General features: G+C 74.5%; 14 protein-coding genes. 10 read left to right on the top strand and 4 right to left on the bottom strand.

Features of this window, described 5'->3' with window-relative positions; all coding sequences use genetic code 11:
• Positions 1-186 precede the first annotated feature (186 nt).
• The 4 genes from AMK27_RS34730 to AMK27_RS34745 all read left to right on the top strand — a co-directional run bounded on the left by AMK27_RS34730 (position 187) and on the right by AMK27_RS34745 (position 4967).
• Positions 187-1596 (top strand): hypothetical protein, encoded by a 1410-nt coding sequence (locus AMK27_RS34730; RefSeq protein ID WP_107425744.1) that lies wholly within the window; start codon positions 187-189, stop codon positions 1594-1596.
• Positions 1593-2813, top strand: a complete 1221-nt coding sequence (locus AMK27_RS34735; RefSeq protein ID WP_073917422.1) for an ARPP-2 domain-containing protein — start codon at positions 1593-1595, stop codon at positions 2811-2813. The genes AMK27_RS34730 and AMK27_RS34735 overlap by 4 nt, the downstream gene beginning before the upstream one ends.
• A 138-nt stretch (positions 2814-2951) precedes the next feature.
• Positions 2952-3983, top strand: coding sequence for a glutamine synthetase (gene glnII, locus AMK27_RS34740; protein ID WP_073917423.1), 1032 nt, complete (start codon positions 2952-2954; stop codon positions 3981-3983).
• A gap of 429 nt (positions 3984-4412) precedes the next feature.
• Positions 4413-4967: a winged helix-turn-helix domain-containing protein gene (locus AMK27_RS34745; protein WP_073917425.1), complete on the top strand. Its 555-nt coding sequence runs from the start codon at positions 4413-4415 to the stop codon at positions 4965-4967.
• A 22-nt stretch (positions 4968-4989) separates the two neighbouring features.
• Here the strand turns inward: AMK27_RS34745 and AMK27_RS34750 are convergent, their stop codons facing one another.
• Both AMK27_RS34750 and AMK27_RS34755 read right to left on the bottom strand, forming a co-directional pair.
• Positions 4990-6498: a PepSY-associated TM helix domain-containing protein gene (locus AMK27_RS34750; RefSeq protein WP_073917426.1), complete on the bottom strand. Its 1509-nt coding sequence runs from the start codon at positions 6496-6498 to the stop codon at positions 4990-4992.
• Between the two features lie 51 nt (positions 6499-6549).
• A complete protein-coding gene (locus AMK27_RS34755; RefSeq protein WP_241847689.1) occupies positions 6550-7191 on the bottom strand; it encodes a hypothetical protein in 642 nt (213 codons plus the stop codon).
• A 244-nt stretch (positions 7192-7435) separates the two neighbouring features.
• Between AMK27_RS34755 and AMK27_RS34760 the strand changes: the two genes are divergently transcribed.
• The 5 genes from AMK27_RS34760 (at position 7436) to AMK27_RS34780 (ending at position 13651) form a co-directional block, all read left to right on the top strand.
• Positions 7436-8437, top strand: a complete 1002-nt coding sequence (locus AMK27_RS34760; RefSeq protein ID WP_073917430.1) for an NAD-dependent epimerase/dehydratase family protein — start codon at positions 7436-7438, stop codon at positions 8435-8437.
• A gap of 165 nt (positions 8438-8602) precedes the next feature.
• Positions 8603-9403 (top strand): tyrosine-protein phosphatase, encoded by an 801-nt coding sequence (locus AMK27_RS34765; protein ID WP_073917432.1) that lies wholly within the window; start codon positions 8603-8605, stop codon positions 9401-9403.
• 36 nt (positions 9404-9439) lie between these two features.
• Entirely contained in the window at positions 9440-11596 is a 2157-nt protein-coding gene (locus AMK27_RS34770; protein WP_445194891.1) for a hypothetical protein, read from the top strand.
• Positions 11597-11699: 103 nt separating this feature from the next.
• The gene (locus AMK27_RS34775) at positions 11700-12584 is read left to right on the top strand and encodes a metal-dependent hydrolase (protein WP_073917436.1); all 885 of its coding nucleotides are present in this window, start codon (positions 11700-11702) and stop codon (positions 12582-12584) included.
• Entirely contained in the window at positions 12584-13651 is a 1068-nt protein-coding gene (locus tag AMK27_RS34780) for a PDR/VanB family oxidoreductase (protein WP_073917438.1), read from the top strand. Before AMK27_RS34775 ends, AMK27_RS34780 begins: the two co-directional genes overlap by 1 nt.
• Positions 13652-13672: 21 nt before the next feature.
• Here the strand turns inward: AMK27_RS34780 and AMK27_RS34785 are convergent, their stop codons facing one another.
• The gene (locus AMK27_RS34785; RefSeq protein ID WP_073917439.1) at positions 13673-14167 is read right to left on the bottom strand and encodes a hypothetical protein; all 495 of its coding nucleotides are present in this window, start codon (positions 14165-14167) and stop codon (positions 13673-13675) included.
• A 37-nt stretch (positions 14168-14204) separates the two neighbouring features.
• Between AMK27_RS34785 and AMK27_RS34790 the strand changes: the two genes are divergently transcribed.
• On the top strand, positions 14205-14957 hold the full coding sequence (locus AMK27_RS34790; protein WP_073917441.1) for a TetR/AcrR family transcriptional regulator: 753 nt from the start codon (positions 14205-14207) through the stop codon (positions 14955-14957).
• On the opposite strand, the gene AMK27_RS34795 is transcribed toward AMK27_RS34790, so the two are convergent.
• The gene (locus tag AMK27_RS34795; protein ID WP_073917442.1) at positions 14942-15274 is read right to left on the bottom strand and encodes a 5-carboxymethyl-2-hydroxymuconate Delta-isomerase; all 333 of its coding nucleotides are present in this window, start codon (positions 15272-15274) and stop codon (positions 14942-14944) included. The genes AMK27_RS34790 and AMK27_RS34795 overlap by 16 nt on opposite strands.
• Between the last annotated feature and the right edge of the window lie 21 nt (positions 15275-15295).

Raw genomic sequence — 15295 nt, forward strand, 5'->3', positions numbered from 1 at the left:
CGGACCCGCCCGCCCCGGGCCCTCCGTGTAATCCGCTCGCGTCCCTCCCCCCGCCCGGTGTTAGCGTTTCCGGGCCGGCCGCGGGACTCCGGTGCGACTTCCGGAACCTGCCTCTGAAGCAACGTCTTCGCTGTTCGTGCCCTCATTCCCCGGCCGGCATCCACGCGGTACGAGAAGGAGAGAGCCGTGTCCGAACTCGTCGCCGCCGAGGACGTGCTCCTCTTCGTCAACGCCGCCGTGACCGCCACCGGCCAGCGCGAGTTCCGTTCCTCCGCCGCCGAGCAGCGGTTCTCGCTCCGCTTCGTCCACGAGTACGTACGGGTCAACTACCGGCCCGTGTACGCCGCGGCCCTCGCGCTCGACATCAACCACCACAACGCCGCCCTCGTCGTCGAGCAGTTGCTGCGCACCGCCGACGAGGCGGGCGGGCCCGAGGAGAAGCGGGCCGAGGGGCGGCTGATCGCGGCCCGGCTCGCGCTGCTGCCGCCGCAGCGGGTCTACCGGCTGTTCCGTACGCTGCGCGCCGCCGGGGTCAACAACCGGCGTACGCGCGCGATCGTGCGCGGGTGGCTCGCGGCCCGCCCCGATCCCGCCCTGGACGCGGTGAAGTACCGGAGCGGCCTGAAGGCCTCCCTCCGGCACGTCCACGGGCGGCTGCCCGACCCCGAGACCGGGGACTTCCTCTTCGCGCCGGGGCGCCGGGTGCGGTACGAGAACCCGACGCTCGACGCGTTCCGCCGCGCCCGGTACGAGCAGGGCGCGCTGTACGAGCTGCCGTTCACCGTCGCCGAGGGCTTCGCCGCGGCGCACGGCGTGCCGCGCGCGGTGTTCCTGGAGCGGATCGCGCCCCGGATGACCCGGCTCGAACAGCTGAGGACCGAGCGGGCCGCCGATCTGTCGGTGATGCCGCTGACCCGGCTCGCCCTGTACGTCCTCTCGCTGCCGTTCGGCGAGCGCGTGGAACGGCGGGCCGAGCTGACGGGGGCGCTGCGGGCCGCGGGCCGGCGGGCGGCGGGGCCGTACGCCGGGAGCTGGGGGCGGGTCACGGCGGTCCTCGACGACAGCTTCTCCTCCTCGGGTTCGGCGGTGAAGCGGCGGCGCCCGCTGGCCGTCGCGCTCGGCTCCCACCATCTGCTGGAGGCCCTCGCGGCGCCGGGGGCGTACACCCCGCTCTGGACCTCGGGCGGCGACGACCCGCTGCTCGTCCGGCCGTACGGGGCGACCCCGCTGGGCCTGCGGGTCCTGGACGGTCTGGAGACCGGCCCGGACCGGCTCGTGATCGTCACGGACGGCTGGGACAACGCCCCGCCGGGGCTCGCGGGCGAGGTGCTGCGGGTGTGGCGGTCGCGGCTGGATCCGGAGCGCCGGACGAGCGTGGTGCACCTGAACCCCGTATACGACGCGCAGGGCTTCGACGTGCGCCGGCTCGCCCCGAGCGTGCCGGCGGCCGGCATCCGGGACGCGGAGGACCTGGCGGCGCTGGTGGAGATCGCTCAGTTCGCCGAGGGGCGGACCGGGTTCGCGGAGCTGCGGGCCTATCTGGACCGGCGGGTGGAGCTGTTCCTGAAGGCGGCGGAGGAAGGGGGCCGGGGATGACCCGGATCGATCTGACCGGGCTCGACGTCCGGCCCGCGCAGGTGTGGGGCGGGGTACGGCTGGTGCCGCTGGTGCGGTCCGAGCCGGTTCCCGGGCTGCGGCTGCACCGGGAGGTGTACGGCGGGTTCGGCTCGGTGGACCTGCCGGACCGCTCCACGTACACCTCGTACGTCCCGCACGCGTTCGTCGCCGACTGGACGGGGGCGGGGTCCGGGGCGGGCCCGGCGCCGGGGGCGGGCCGGGAGTCCGCCGCGTACGGGACCCGACTCGGCGGCGGAGGCGGCGGGCGCGGCGACGGCGGCCGTGACGAGGCGCCGGACTGCGTGCCCGTGCGCCGTGTCCACCGGATGGCGAAGCGGCGGCGCGACAAGGACGGGCGCGCCGAGGCGCGGCTGCGCTTCCTGCCGCTGCACCTCGCGCTGGAGGGGTATCTCGCGCTGCACTTCGGCGGTCCTTCGATCGTCTGGGACGAGTGGTCCCGCGAGGCGCTCCGGCACGGCCTCTCGCCGCGTGCCGAGGCGGCGTACGCGGGGTGGGCCGTGCCCGGGCTGACGGAGGCGCTGCGGATCTTCGAGGTCCACCCGGGCCAGTGCGGGCTGCTGCTGTACGTGGCCGACTCGCTGGCCGCGGCCTTCGTGGTGCCGCACCCGGACGACTACCGGCTGCTGCACCCGACGCTCGTGGAGGACCTGTACGGGGAGCTGGTCCACCAGTACGCGTACTACGGCGGTCCGGTGCCCGAGTTCACGGCGCGGATCCGGGACGGGGCCGGCGGCATCCGTACCCTCGCGGACCTGCGGGCGGCGGCCCGGCAGCAGGAGCGGGCCTGGGCCGCGGCGCACGACGGGCTCATGGCGCGGGACCTGCTGGAGACCCCGTACGCCTTCGAGCGGGTCCACCGGGCCGGGCCGTTCGACCTGCACCGGTTCCTGCCGCCGTTCGAGCGGGGCGGGCGGGAGCAGCACATCGGGGAGCTGATCACCGACCGCAAGGGGCGCACGGCCTATCTGAAGACGTTCCGGCTCTCGGAGAACCAGATCCGCAAGGGGTACCTGCTGCGGCGGCTCGCCGACTGCGACTGGCACCTGGGGCGGGCGGCGGAGGCCCTGGGGACCTCGTACACGGAGGTCGTACGGCGTGTCCGGAGCGCGGGTCTCGGTGCCTTCCTGGACGAGCACTCCGTCGCACGGCGGCTCCGCGAAGATCGGGAAAGCTGAGTAACACGGGGTTCACATTCGGGCAACCGACGGGAAATCCCGTGTTGCGAAGCTGCGACCGGACACAGACACCGCAGCTTCTCGCAGCGCCGCGAGCCGCCGCGACACCCGCAGCAGCACGCCCAAAGGATGAGGCCAGTGACCTTCAAGGCTGAGTACATCTGGATCGACGGCACCGAGCCGACCGCGAAGCTCCGCTCGAAGACGAAGATCATCGTGGGCGGGGGTGCCACGCTCGGCGAGCTGCCGATCTGGGGCTTCGACGGTTCCAGCACGAACCAGGCCAAGGGCCACGCCTCGGACCGCGTCCTCAAGCCGGTCTTCGTCTGCCCGGACCCGATCCGCGGCGGCGACGACGTCCTGGTGCTGTGCGAGGTCCTCAACACGGACATGACGCCGCACGAGTCCAACACGCGTGCCGCGCTGGCCGAGGTCGCCGCGAAGTACGCCGCTCAGGAGCCGATCTTCGGCATCGAGCAGGAGTACACGTTCTTCGAGGGCACCCGCCCGCTCGGCTTCCCGGTCAACGGCTTCCCGGCCGCCCAGGGCGGCTACTACTGCGGTGTCGGCGCGGACGAGATCTTCGGCCGCCCGATCGTCGAGGCGCACCTGGAGAACTGCCTCAAGGCCGGTCTCGGCATCTCCGGCATCAACGCCGAGGTCATGCCGGGCCAGTGGGAGTTCCAGGTCGGCCCGCTGGCGCCGCTGGAGGTCTCGGACCAGCTGTGGATCGCCCGCTGGCTGCTGTACCGCACGGCCGAGGACTTCAACGTCTCCGCGACGCTGGACCCGAAGCCGGTGAAGGGCGACTGGAACGGCGCGGGCGCGCACACCAACTTCTCGACGAAGGCGATGCGCGAGGGCTACGACGCGATCATCACCGCCGCCGAGTCCCTCGGTGAGGGCTCGAAGCCGCTGGACCACGTCAAGAACTACGGCGCCGGCATCGACGACCGCCTGACGGGCCTGCACGAGACCGCCCCGTGGGACCAGTACTCCTACGGCGTCTCGGACCGCGGCGCCTCGGTCCGCATCCCGTGGCAGGTCGAGCAGGACCAGAAGGGCTACATCGAGGACCGTCGCCCGAACGCGAACGTGGACCCGTACACGGTGACCCGCCTCCTGGTGGACACCTGCTGCGAGGCGCTCGCGAAGGCCGGCCAGGTCTGATCCGCACCCCTGTACGCCGAGAGGCGCCCACCCTTTCCGGTGGGCGCCTCTCGGCGTTCCCGGCGGGCTCCTCCCGGCGCGCGGCGGGGCTCCTCCCGGGCTCGTGGACCGGGGCGGGTCTCCCGGCATGTGGGAAGCACGACACGGGTTTTGGCCGACGAAGGGGTCGTCGGGGGCATTCCCTTCTGGTTCAATAGGGATATGGCCATCACACAGAACGACACCGCGACGGGTCGTCACGACCTCGAGCCGTTCTGGCCTTCCCGGCAGCACCACGACTTCGACCGGGTGTGTTGCCGCGCGAGGAACGCGTCGGCCCTCTAAAGCCCTGATCGGTTCGGTCCGGTCCACGGCCTTCGGCCGACGCGCACGACGTATGACGTACGACTCCTGTCCGTCCGTTCCTCCGCGCGAAAGAGCTGACTCCCCATGGCCCAGACCGCTCACAGCACCCCCACCGCCGTTCGTCCCGGCCGTCATCGACTGCGCGCCGTCGATCCCAACGAGGTCGTCGACTTCGCGCAGGTCGCCGACTTCCTGCCGCCGGGCGCCACCCTGCTGCCCGCTCCGCCGCACACCCTGCCGACGCTGCCGGGCCGGCCGCCGATGGTCGGCTACCTCGTGCTCGTCCCGGCCGATCAGCAGCCCCGGCTGCCCGTCGCCGCGCCCGTGGCCGCGCCCGTCGCCGCCGCGCTGGAGGACCAGGGGCCCGTGGCCATCGACGGCGTCCAGCGGATCGCCGTCGTGGACGGGCAGGCGCTCGACCTGACATATCTCGAGTTCGAGTTGCTCGCCCATCTGGTGGCGCACCCCCACCGGGTCCACACCCGCGACCAGCTGGTCACCACCGTGTGGGGGTACGGCCACGTCGGCGACGGGCGCACGGTCGACGTGCACGTGGCCCGGCTGCGGCGGAAGCTGGGCGCCGAGCACCGCCACACGATCCAGACCGTGCGGCGGGTCGGCTACAAGTACACGCCCTGACCGGCCGGTTCGACCGGCGCGGTCAACTCGCCCGCGTCGTGCCCCTCGCCCTGGACACCAGTCCCAGGGCGAGGTCCACGGTCAGGAAGAGCAGCAGGCTGAGGCCGAGCAGCGGGACGAACCAGCCCACGGCGGCCGTCACCGCGAGGAGCGGGAGCAGCATCGTCACCGGGACCTTCCGCCAGGCGCCGCGGGCCGCCGGGCGGCCCGGGCGGCGCAGCCACCACATGCGGTAGCCCCAGAGGATCAGCAGGATCAGGGCGAGGGCCAGGACCGCGAGGGCCAGCTGGTTGAACAGGCCGAGGAACACGCCCATGTGCGCGTCGATGCCGATCCGGGTGAGCTTCGCGAGGAGCGGGTAGTCGGCGAAGCTCAGCCGGTCGAGGACCTCGCCGTCCGCCGGGTCCACCGCCACCGAGTCCAGCTGGAGCGGGAACTGCGCGTCGGTCTCCTTGACCACGTACCCCTTGCCCTCGCCCGGCAGGACCACCGAGACCTTCGGGCTGTCGATGCCGGCCGCGCGGGCCGCCTCCAGGGCCCTGTCGAGGCCGATGTCCGGACCCTGGGCGGTGGTGCCGCCGGTGTGGCCGCCGCCGTGGCCCTCGTGTTCCGAGGAGCCGCCGGCCGCGCCGCCGACGGTCGCCGTGAGCGTGGGCGTGGCGCCGCCGAGGCCGTCCTGGACGACGCCGATGTTCTCGCCCGCGTACTTCGACCAGGTCAGGCCCGTCGCCGACAGCAGGACGAGTCCGGTCACCGCCCACAGGCCGACCGAGCCGTGCCAGGACAGCGTGCGGCGGCGCGAGGCCGGGCCGCCCTCCGGCACGAACAGGGCGCGGCGGTTCCTGCGCCGCCGGCCGAGCCACAGCAGGAGACCGCCGAGGGCGATGACCCAGAGCCAGCTCGCCGCCAGCTCGCTGTAGTTGCGGCCGAACTCCCCGAGGTGCAGATCGCGGTGCAGACCGTCGATCCAGGTGCGCAGCGGGAGGGCGCCGGAGCTTCCGTAGCTGGGCAGCTGCCCGCGCACCTCTCCGGTGTACGGGTCCACGAAGACGGCCAGCGAGGCGTCCTCCGCGACGTCCGGGTCGGCCATCAGGACGCGGGTGGTCGCGCCGGGTTCGGCGCCGGGCCAGACGGCGGTGACGGTGCCGTCCGGGTTGGCCTCGCGGGCGATGTCCACCTGCCGGGAGAGCGGCAGGGTCGTCTCGCCGACGGGGACTTCGAGCTCGTGCGCGTAGAAGAACTTCTCGGCCGGGTAGGAGAGCGCGTAGAGCAGACCGCTCGCGGCGGCCACGAGGAGGAACGGGGCGATGAGCACGCCCGCGTAGAAGTGGAGGCGGAGGACGAGGGGGCGGAGGGCGCTCCAGGTTCCGGCCTTCCGCGGGGTGGGGGTGGAGGGGGCTTCCGTGCCGGCCGTCCCGGCCGTTGTCTCTGCCGTCTCGGCCGGGGCGTGCTGGGCCGACGAGGTGGACGGGGTGCGTTCCGACGGTGGCGCCTCGGGCGTTTCCGGGCGTGCGGGATCGTCGATGGTCATCGCGGTGACTGTCCTTGGAGTCGATGCAGACAGGGGGAAGGGACCCCCGGGTCAGACGTCTGCTCCGAGGGTCGTGGCGCGGGGTGCGGACAGCCGGGGCGGGCCGCGCCGGGACAGGGTGTGGGCGAGGACGACGGTGTGCGGGCGGTGGGCGCCGCACCGGGCCCGACGGACGGGGCGACGCGGCGCGTCGGGGACCTGTGCGCGGGCGAGGAGCAGCCTCAGGGGGGTGAAGGCGTACGCGAGGGCGGCGCGGGCGAGCGTGAAGAACGCCGCCTCGCCGTGCGCGAGCCAGAGGCCGCAGAGGAGCGCGGCGAGCAGGTGGGCGGCGAGCATGCCGGTGCTCATGTCCATGAACATCGCGGCGGTGGCGCTCAGGTCGTGCGGGCCGGCCATGCCCGCCGTGCCGTCGGCACCCGCCGTCCCGTGCATCGCGTGCATGTTGTGCATCGCGTGCAGGCCGTCCATGCCGTGCATGGCCGTCGTCGCCTGCGGGGCTGTCGCCGGATGGCCCGTGTCCCCCGCCCGGGAACCGGCCAGCGAGAAGAGCAGGTGCAGGGCGCCCTGGAGGACTGACAGCGCGCCCGCGATCGTCGGGGCGCCTCGGCGCCGGCCGGCGGCGGCCCACGCGGCGGCGGCCGTGACGGTGAAGGCGCCGAGCAGCGTCAGCGCGGGAAGCTGGTGCGCAGACATGGACGAATGCCCCACGGCGGCCAACGTCACGCACACCACCGCGAAAAGGGCGGCTCTCACTGCGCGCAGGGGCGACCGGGCATTCGTCATCGCCCGTCATGGTGCCACCCCGTCCGAGGGCGCACGAGACCCCCCTCCCGAACCGATGACGTTCCTCCCGAGGCCGTGACCTTCCTCCCTCGGCGGAATCCTCCGGCAGCGAAAAGCCCTGGTCCCCCGCCGTGCCGCACGGGACGCTCCGATCATGAAACTGTTGATGCTCGGAGGTACGGAATTCGTCGGCCGCGCGGTGGTCGAGGCGGCGCTCGCCCGCGGTTGGGAGGTGACCGTCTTCCATCGCGGCCGGCACGCGGCACCGGCGGGGGTCACCTCGCTCATCGGCGACCGCACGACCGGTCCGGACGGTCTCGCCGCGCTCGCCACCGGCTCGTGGGACGCCGTCGTGGACACCTGGTCGGCCGCGCCGTCCGCGGTGCGGGACGTGGCACGGCTGCTCGCCGACCGGGTCGGGCGGTACGCGTACGTGTCGAGCCGTTCGGTGTACGCGTGGCCGGCGGCGGCCGGGCTCGACGAGGACGGCCCGCTGGTGGAGGGTTCGGCCGACGACGGTGACGTGCCGTACGCCGAGGCCAAGCGGGGCGGCGAGCTCGCCGCCACCGCCGCGTTCGGCGCGGACCGGACGCTGCTGGTCCGCGCGGGGCTCATCCTCGGCCCGTACGAGAACGTGGGCCGGCTCCCCTGGTGGCTGGGCCGGATCGCCCGCGGCGGCCCGATCCTCGCCCCCGGGCCGGCCGGGCTCTCGGTCCAGTACGTCGACGTCCGGGACCTCGCCGAGTGGACGCTCGACGCGGTGGCCGCGGGGCTCTCGGGGCCGTACAACCTCGTGTCGCCGCCCGGGCACGTGACGATGGGCGATCTGCTCGACGCCTGCGTACGGGTCACGGGATCCGACGCCGAACTCCGCTGGACCGCGCCGGAGGCGCTGGTCAAGGCGGGGGTGGCGCCGTGGTCGGAGCTGCCCGTGTGGCTGCCGCCGGGCGAGATGTACGACGCGATGCACGCGGCCGACGTCTCCCGCGCGCTCGCGGCGGGGCTGCGCTGCCGGTCGGCGGCGGAGACGGTCGCGGAGACCTGGGCGTGGCTGGAGTCGGTCGGCGGCACGGCGCCGCAGCGTCCTGACCGGCCGCAGGTCGGGCTCTCCCCCGAGCGCGAGGCGGAGGTGCTGGCGGCGCTCGCGGAGGGGTGAGGCGGGGCGGAGGGGCCGAGGGGCCGAGGGGCCGGGGAGACGGGGACAGCGGCGGGGGTCGGGGCGCGGCTGGGGCCCGGTCGCCCCGAAACATCTGGAACTGCTCGTATCGGGGCGATCCACTACGGTCGACACGAACGCGTACGTACCGGAGGAGTCGACGTCATGCCCGCCATCCCCGCCACCTCCGTCGCCAACCTCCGCGACCTGGGCGGCCTGCCGCTCGCCGGCGGGCACGCCGTCCGTCCGGGCCTCGTCCTGCGTTCCGCCCACCTCGACCGGCTCGACCCGGCCGAGCCGGTCGTGGCCGCGCTGGGCATCCGTACGGTCGTCGACCTCCGTACGGAGGTCGAGCGCGCCGACCGGCCCGACCGGCTCCCCTCCGGTGCCCGGGGCCTCGTCGCGGACGTGCTCGCCGATCATCTGGCCACCAGCGGGCTGCCGCCGGCCGCCCGCCTCAAGGCGCTGCTCACCGACCCCGCGCTCGCCGAGGAGCACCTCGGCGGGGGCCAGGTCCGGTCGGCCTTCGCCCGGACGTACCGGACCTTCGTCTCCGGCGACTCCGCCCGCGCGGCCTACGGCACGCTCCTCGCCGAGCTGGGCGCCCCCGACGCCGGTCCGCTGCTCTTCCACTGCTCGGCGGGGAAGGACCGGACGGGGTGGGCGGCGACGGTCGTCCTGTCGCTGCTCGGCGCGGACGAGGAGACCGTGCGGGAGGAGTACCTGTCGGTCAACACGGCCGTACGGCAGGCGTTCGCGCCGATGATCGAGGGGTTCACGGCCCAGGGCGGCAACCCCGATCTCGCGCTCGACCTGATCGGGGTCCTGCCGCAGTACCTGGACGCGGCGCTCGACGAGGTGGCGGTCCGGCACGGCTCGATGGAGCGGTACGTACGGGAGGGGCTCGGGGTCCCGGACGAGGTGACGGACCGGATCCGCGCGCGGCTGACGGTCCGGAAGGGGTAGCGGCCGCCGGGGTGACCATCGGAAGAATCGCTCGTTCTGCTGAACGTGAGCACCAAGGATCTCGTTCCCTCGCCCGTGGGCCCCGTCGACGTCGAGCAGGCCGAGGCCGCGCTCGTCGAGCGCTATCCGCGTCTCGTCCGCATCGCCTACCTCGTGCTGCCGCCGTCGCTCGGCCGCAACCGCCGGGTGCTGACCGCGCACGCGCTCGTCCAGCGTTCGCTGCCCCGCCGCCGGGTCGCGGGTCCGTCCGTGCCGGAGCCGCGGCTCGCGGAGGACGCGGTCGATCCCGGGTACGCGTACGTACGGAGCGAGGTGCTGCGGCAGGCGCTGGTCGCGGGGCTGCCGCTGCGGCGCCTGGCGCTGCCGAGCCGGGCGCAGTTCCCGCCGCTGCTGCCGCACGTGTGGGGGCTGCGGCTGTTCCCCCGGGTGGGGGGCGCGGACGAACTCGCCCTGGACCAGCGGCTGTCCCGGCTGTCCGGGCCGGGCCGGGCGGCGTACGTCCTGCGGGGCCTGGAGCGCCAGGGCGACGCGGAGGTCCTGCGGGTGCTCGCGGCGGCGGGCGTGGCGGACCCGGCGGCGGCACTGGCGGAGGCGGACGCGCTGGACGACGCCCCTGAGCTTCCGGGCGAGGGGCCGGGCGGGGCGCTTGCGCAGGCCGGGGTGCTTCCGCCCGGCGGGGTGCTTCCGCCCGGCGGGGGCGGGGCGGGCCCCGAGGGCGGGGCCGCCGCCGAGCCGGGGGGACCCGGCCGGAGCGGTGCCGGGGGCGCGGGCGGCGACCGGCCGGGGCCCGACGCGGCCGGTCGCCCGGACCTCCCGGGCCACGGTGGACCCGGCCCGCGTCGCAGCGGTGCCGCCCTGCTCGAGTCCGACGAGTTCGACCCCTGCGCCCTGCAGGCGCGGCCCACCGACCTGCTGCGGCGGCGGCAGCACGCGCGGGCCGGGATCGTCGCCGTCGCCGCGCTGCTCGTGTGCGGGGCGCTGCTCGGGCTGCCCGGGGACGGTTGGGGCAGAAACGGTGCTGCCGCTCCTTCGTACGCCCGCAATCCCGCCGCCGAGGCCGCGCTCGATCCCGGGGCCCTCAAGCGGGTCGACCCGGCCGTCTGGCCCGCGTCCACCCGGCAGGACTTCTCCGTGTGGCCGGCGCGCGGTGCGCTCACCGGGGACCGCGCGCTGCTGCGGCGGGCACTCGCCGTGTGGGCGCGGCCCGGCGCGTCCGTGCGCTCGTCCGCCACGCCCGGGACGCCGGTCGGGCCGCCCATGGGGCCGCCCCAGCTGCTGTTCGCCGGGGAGGTCGACGGGGCCAGGGTGGTGATCCTCCACGACGGACTGCGGGCCGTGCGGTACGCGGAGCCCGTCGGGGGCACGGCCGGTGCCGCGCTCGACTTCGCGCGGACCGACGGCGCCGACGCCGTCGGCTCGGCCGCGCTCGTGCTGTCCCGCGCGGCCGGCAACGTCCGCTATCTGACGGCTCCCTGGGTGCGGGAGACCTCGGTGCGGGATCTCCTGGCGCCCGGCGAGGACGCGAGGCAGCTGGGCCGCGACGCCGTCGGGGTGACCGAGCCGATGACGAGTCCCGCGCTCGCGAAGGGCTGCACGCGCTGGAACACCCTTCAGGTGCGGGACGGTTCGGGGTTCCGGATGCTCGCGGACCTCGGGGAGCTCGCGCCCGCCCGGCTGCTCTGGGGGCCGCCCGCCGCACCCGCCGACGCCACGGGCCCCGAGGCGCGCGAGGCCTGGGCGCGGACCGCGTGCCAGCTGTCGGCGGTGCGGGCGCACGGCGTGCGGTCGGTGAACGCCTGGCGGTTCGCCCGGCAGCCGCTGCCCGAGGGCGCCGGGAGCGGCACCTGGTTGTGCACCCGCGCGGAGACCTGGCGCGGCACGGGCAGCCGGGTCCTCGCCCAGTTCCTGGTTCCTTCGCCGTCCGTGCCCGCCGCGCTCGCGGCGCGTTCCGAGGGGTCGCCCGCCTGCGGTGTGCGCGATCCCCGGGTGCTGGCCGGGGTGCTCTGGCAGGCGCCCGGCGGCGGCTGGTACGTGCTGGCCGCCGGGAGTCCGGACTTCACGGCCCTGGAGACCTCCGGCGGGGTGAAGGGCCGGTCCGACGGTCCCCTGTTGGCCGTGAAGGCCGCGGCGGGTGCCCGCGCCGACCTCGCCGGCACCCTGCCGGAAGGCACGCGGGTGCGTGCGCTGAGGTGAGGTCGGAGCCGGTCCCGGGAGCTGGGGAGCGCCCCTCCCCGCAGGTCAAAAAGACCGTGCACACCTCTGTTGCCACCGCGCTACCCCTCAGTACATTGACGCCATGTCTAATACGCAGCCTGCACCGGTGGCGTCGGAGCACGTCGAGCTCAAGGCCCGGAAGGTCTCCTTCGACTGGGAGGAGACTCCGCTCCACTGGGTACCCGGCGATCCCTTCACCACGCACACGATCAACGTGCTGCACCTGCTGCTCCCGGCCGGCGAGCGCTGGTTCGTGCACGTCTACCAGCAGGCGCTGCCGTACATCACCGACGACCGGCTGCGCGCGGACGTCATCGGCTTCATCGGCCAGGAGGCCATCCACTCCCAGGCCCACGACGACGTCCTGCCCCACCTCAGGGAGCAGGGCCTCGACCCGACCCCGTACACCGCGCAGGTCGACTGGTTCTTCGAGAAGCTCCTCGGGGACCGGACCCTGCCGCCGGGCCGGCCGCGCCGCTGGTGGCTGATGGAGCGGGTCGCGATGATCGCCGCGATCGAGCACTACACCGCCTTCCTCGGCAACTGGGTGCTGAACGCCGACGAGCTCGACCGGGTCGGCGCCGACCCCACCATGCTCGACCTGCTGCGCTGGCACGGGGCGGAGGAGGTCGAGCACCGCTCGGTCGCCTTCGAGCTGTTCATGCACCTCGACGGCGGCTACCGGCGCCGCGCCCGCACCTGGGCGCTCGCGTTCTCCGCGCTCGTCTTCCTCTGGCAGCGGGGCGTCCGCTTCTTCATGGAGAACGACCCCACCCTCCTCGACGGCAAGGCCTCCCTCGGCCAGTTCGTCCGCAAGGGCCGGCAGGGCGTGCTGCCCTCCACCCCGGACATGCTGCGCTCGATCCCCCGCTACCTGAGCCGCGCCTACCACCCCTCCCAGGAGGGGGACACCGCACAGGCGATGGCCTACCTGGCCTCCTCGCCCGGCGCCAACGGAGGCCACTGATGCCCCGGTTCACCACCGTCGCCCTCGTCGCCGGGGCCGCACTGCTCGTCCGCCGCGCCGTCCGCAGCCGGATGACGAGCGCCCCGCTGTGGCCCATGCCCGCCCTCGACGAACCCGTCTCCGGGTACGGCCGGGGCAGCACCGTCCCCCGCAAGGCCCGCGTCACCGCACGCACCACCCGGGCCGACGGGGTCGTCGAACTGCGCCTGGAGGGACGCGGGTTGCCCGCCTGGCAGCCCGGCGCGCACATCGACCTCGTCCTGCCCTCCGGGCTCGTCCGGCAGTACTCGCTCTGCGGCGACCCGGCCGACCCCGCCGCGTACACCGTGGCGACCCGGCTGATCGAGACCGGGCAGGGCGGCCGGGGCGGCTCGCGCGAGGTCCACGAACAGCTCCACGAGGGCGTGGAGATCGAGATCCGGGGACCGCGCAACCGCTTCCCGCTCGTCGACTCCCCCGCGTACGTCTTCGTCGCCGGCGGCATCGGCATCACGCCGGTCCTGCCGATGCTGCGCGCCGCCGAGGCGGCCGGGGCGGACTGGCGGCTCGTGTACTGCGGCCGCAGCCGCGCCACCATGCCGTACCTGGCGGAGATCGAGTCCCTCGGCCGCGCCGGGGACCGGGTGACCGTCGTCGCCGAGGACGAGACCGGCTACCCCGACCTGGGCTTCCTCGCCGGGGTACCGGCCGGGACCCCCGTCTACTGCTGCGGCCCCGACGGGCTCATGGACGCCGTGGCGGCGGCGATGCCGGAGGGCGCGGCGCCGCGCGTCGAGCGCTTCTCGGCCGCCGCGACGACCGGCGGCACGGCCTTCGAGGTCGAGCTGCGCCGCTCGGGGCGCACGGTGCGGGTGGCCGCGGACCAGTCGGTCCTCGCGGCGGTGCGCGAAGAGGTCCCGGGCCTCATGTACTCCTGCCGGCAGGGCTTCTGCGGGACGTGCCGGCAGCGGGTCCTGGAGGGCGCGGTCGACCACCGGGACGAGCTGCTCACCGATGCCGAGCGGGACGACTCGATGCTGATCTGCGTCTCGCGCTGCGCGGGAGAGCGGCTCGTCCTCGACCTCTGAGGGCCGGCGGGCGGGACACCACTACGGCAGGACCAGCCAGTCGAGGGCCAGCGCGGCGAGGAGGCCTCCCACCAGGAGCCAGGTGCCGAGCCGCGTACGGCCGTTGCGGGAGAGCTCGATCACGACCCCGCAGAGGATCATCGCGAGTCCGTACACCCCCACGACCAGGACGGAGGTGCGGCTCGCGAGGCGGATCACCAGGACGACGGCCATCGCGACGAGCAGCACGGAGGCGACGGCGACGCGGATGCGACGGGCCTGCTTGGGCGTGAGGCCGTCGGCGTCTGCGTCCTCGTCCTCGTCCTCGTCTTCGTCCGACTCGTCGAGGTCGTCGTCTTCTTCGGCCTCGTCGTCCTCGTCACGGTCGTCCGCCGCTTCCCGGGCGGCCTCGGCCGCGGCCGTCCCGCGGCCCTCGGCGGGGGCCTCCTCGCGTACGGCGTCGGGCTCTTCGGCCTCGGGGGCCTCCGGGGCCTCGGTGGCCTTGACGGCCGGGGTTTCCTGGTCGGAAGCGCTCATGGGGCAGGAGCGTATCGGACGACGTTAGGCTGTTCGTATGACGACCGGGGTACGCCGCAGGATGGGCGTCGAGGAGCGCAAGCAGCAGCTGATCGGGGTGGCCCTCGAACTCTTCAGCCACCGCTCTCCCGACGAGGTCTCCATCGACGAGATCGCCGCGGCCGCGGGGATCTCGCGGCCGCTGGTCTACCACTACTTCCCCGGCAAGCAGAGCCTCTACGAGGCCGCCCTCCGGCGCGCGGCCGACGAGTTGGCGGCCAGGTTCGTGGAACCGCCGCAGGGTCCGCTGGGGGCGCGGCTGCTGCGGGTGATGGGCCGCTTCTTCGACTTCGTCGACGACCACGGGCCCGGGTTCGCGGCGCTGATGCGGGGCGGTCCCGCGGTGGGCTCCTCCACGACGAACGCGATGATCGACGAGGTGCGGCAGGCCGCGTACGTGCAGATCCTCGCCCATCTCCAGGTCGAGAAGCCCTCGGCGAGGCTCGAGTTGGTCGTGCGTTCCTGGGTGTCGCTCGCCGAGTCGACGGCCCTGATCTGGCTGGACGGCCGCCGGGTCCCGCGCGCCGAGCTGGAGTTGCAGCTCGTGCACGACTTCGGGGCGCTCGCCGCGGTGAGTGCCGCGTACGACGCGGACATGGCGGAGATCCTGGTCGGCATCCTGGCCGACGAGCCGGCCGACGGCCCCTTCGGGGAGCTGGTGGCCCGGCTCGTCGCGCTGGTGCCGGCCGTGTCGCCCGAGGCTCCCGCCGTACCGTCCGTCCCCTCCGTACCCGATCAGCGCTTGCGGTAGGACGATTCGAGGTCGCGGATCTCGACGGACAGCCGGACGCCCTCCGGCGTCCCGAGGAATCGCGGCAGCAGGTCGAGGACGGCCTTGGAGAGGCGCGCCTTGACCTCGTCCGTGCGGCCGAAGAGCAGCGCGATCTCGACGTGGACCAGGGCGTCCCCGGTCGAGCCGTCCCCGACGACCGCTTCGTCGACCTCGCGGAACCGGGTCTTGCAGGCGTCGAGCGCCGTGTCGACCGTCGTGACGACGAGCGGGTGCAGGGCGAGGGCGAAGCCGCGCCGGTCGAGGGGCGCGGAGTGGTCGACGGTGATCTGCGGCATGGGGCACTCCCGGCCAGGAGG

Origin of the sequence: Streptomyces sp. CB02009 (assembly GCF_001905825.1) — a bacterium.
GTDB lineage: Bacteria > Actinomycetota > Actinomycetes > Streptomycetales > Streptomycetaceae > Streptomyces.

Coding starts and splice junctions, on each gene's coding strand:
- AMK27_RS34735 (WP_073917422.1), top strand. CDS start 1,593: ATGACCCGGATCGATCTGACCGGGCTCGACGTCCGGCCCGCGCAGGTG.
- AMK27_RS34745 (WP_073917425.1), top strand. CDS start 4,413: ATGGCCCAGACCGCTCACAGCACCCCCACCGCCGTTCGTCCCGGCCGT.
- AMK27_RS34750 (WP_073917426.1), bottom strand. CDS start 6,498: ATGACCATCGACGATCCCGCACGCCCGGAAACGCCCGAGGCGCCACCG.
- AMK27_RS34755 (WP_241847689.1), bottom strand. CDS start 7,191: ATGTCTGCGCACCAGCTTCCCGCGCTGACGCTGCTCGGCGCCTTCACC.
- AMK27_RS34760 (WP_073917430.1), top strand. CDS start 7,436: ATGAAACTGTTGATGCTCGGAGGTACGGAATTCGTCGGCCGCGCGGTG.
- AMK27_RS34765 (WP_073917432.1), top strand. CDS start 8,603: ATGCCCGCCATCCCCGCCACCTCCGTCGCCAACCTCCGCGACCTGGGC.
- AMK27_RS34775 (WP_073917436.1), top strand. CDS start 11,700: ATGTCTAATACGCAGCCTGCACCGGTGGCGTCGGAGCACGTCGAGCTC.
- AMK27_RS34780 (WP_073917438.1), top strand. CDS start 12,584: ATGCCCCGGTTCACCACCGTCGCCCTCGTCGCCGGGGCCGCACTGCTC.
- AMK27_RS34785 (WP_073917439.1), bottom strand. CDS start 14,167: ATGAGCGCTTCCGACCAGGAAACCCCGGCCGTCAAGGCCACCGAGGCC.
- AMK27_RS34790 (WP_073917441.1), top strand. CDS start 14,205: ATGACGACCGGGGTACGCCGCAGGATGGGCGTCGAGGAGCGCAAGCAG.
- AMK27_RS34795 (WP_073917442.1), bottom strand. CDS start 15,274: ATGCCGCAGATCACCGTCGACCACTCCGCGCCCCTCGACCGGCGCGGC.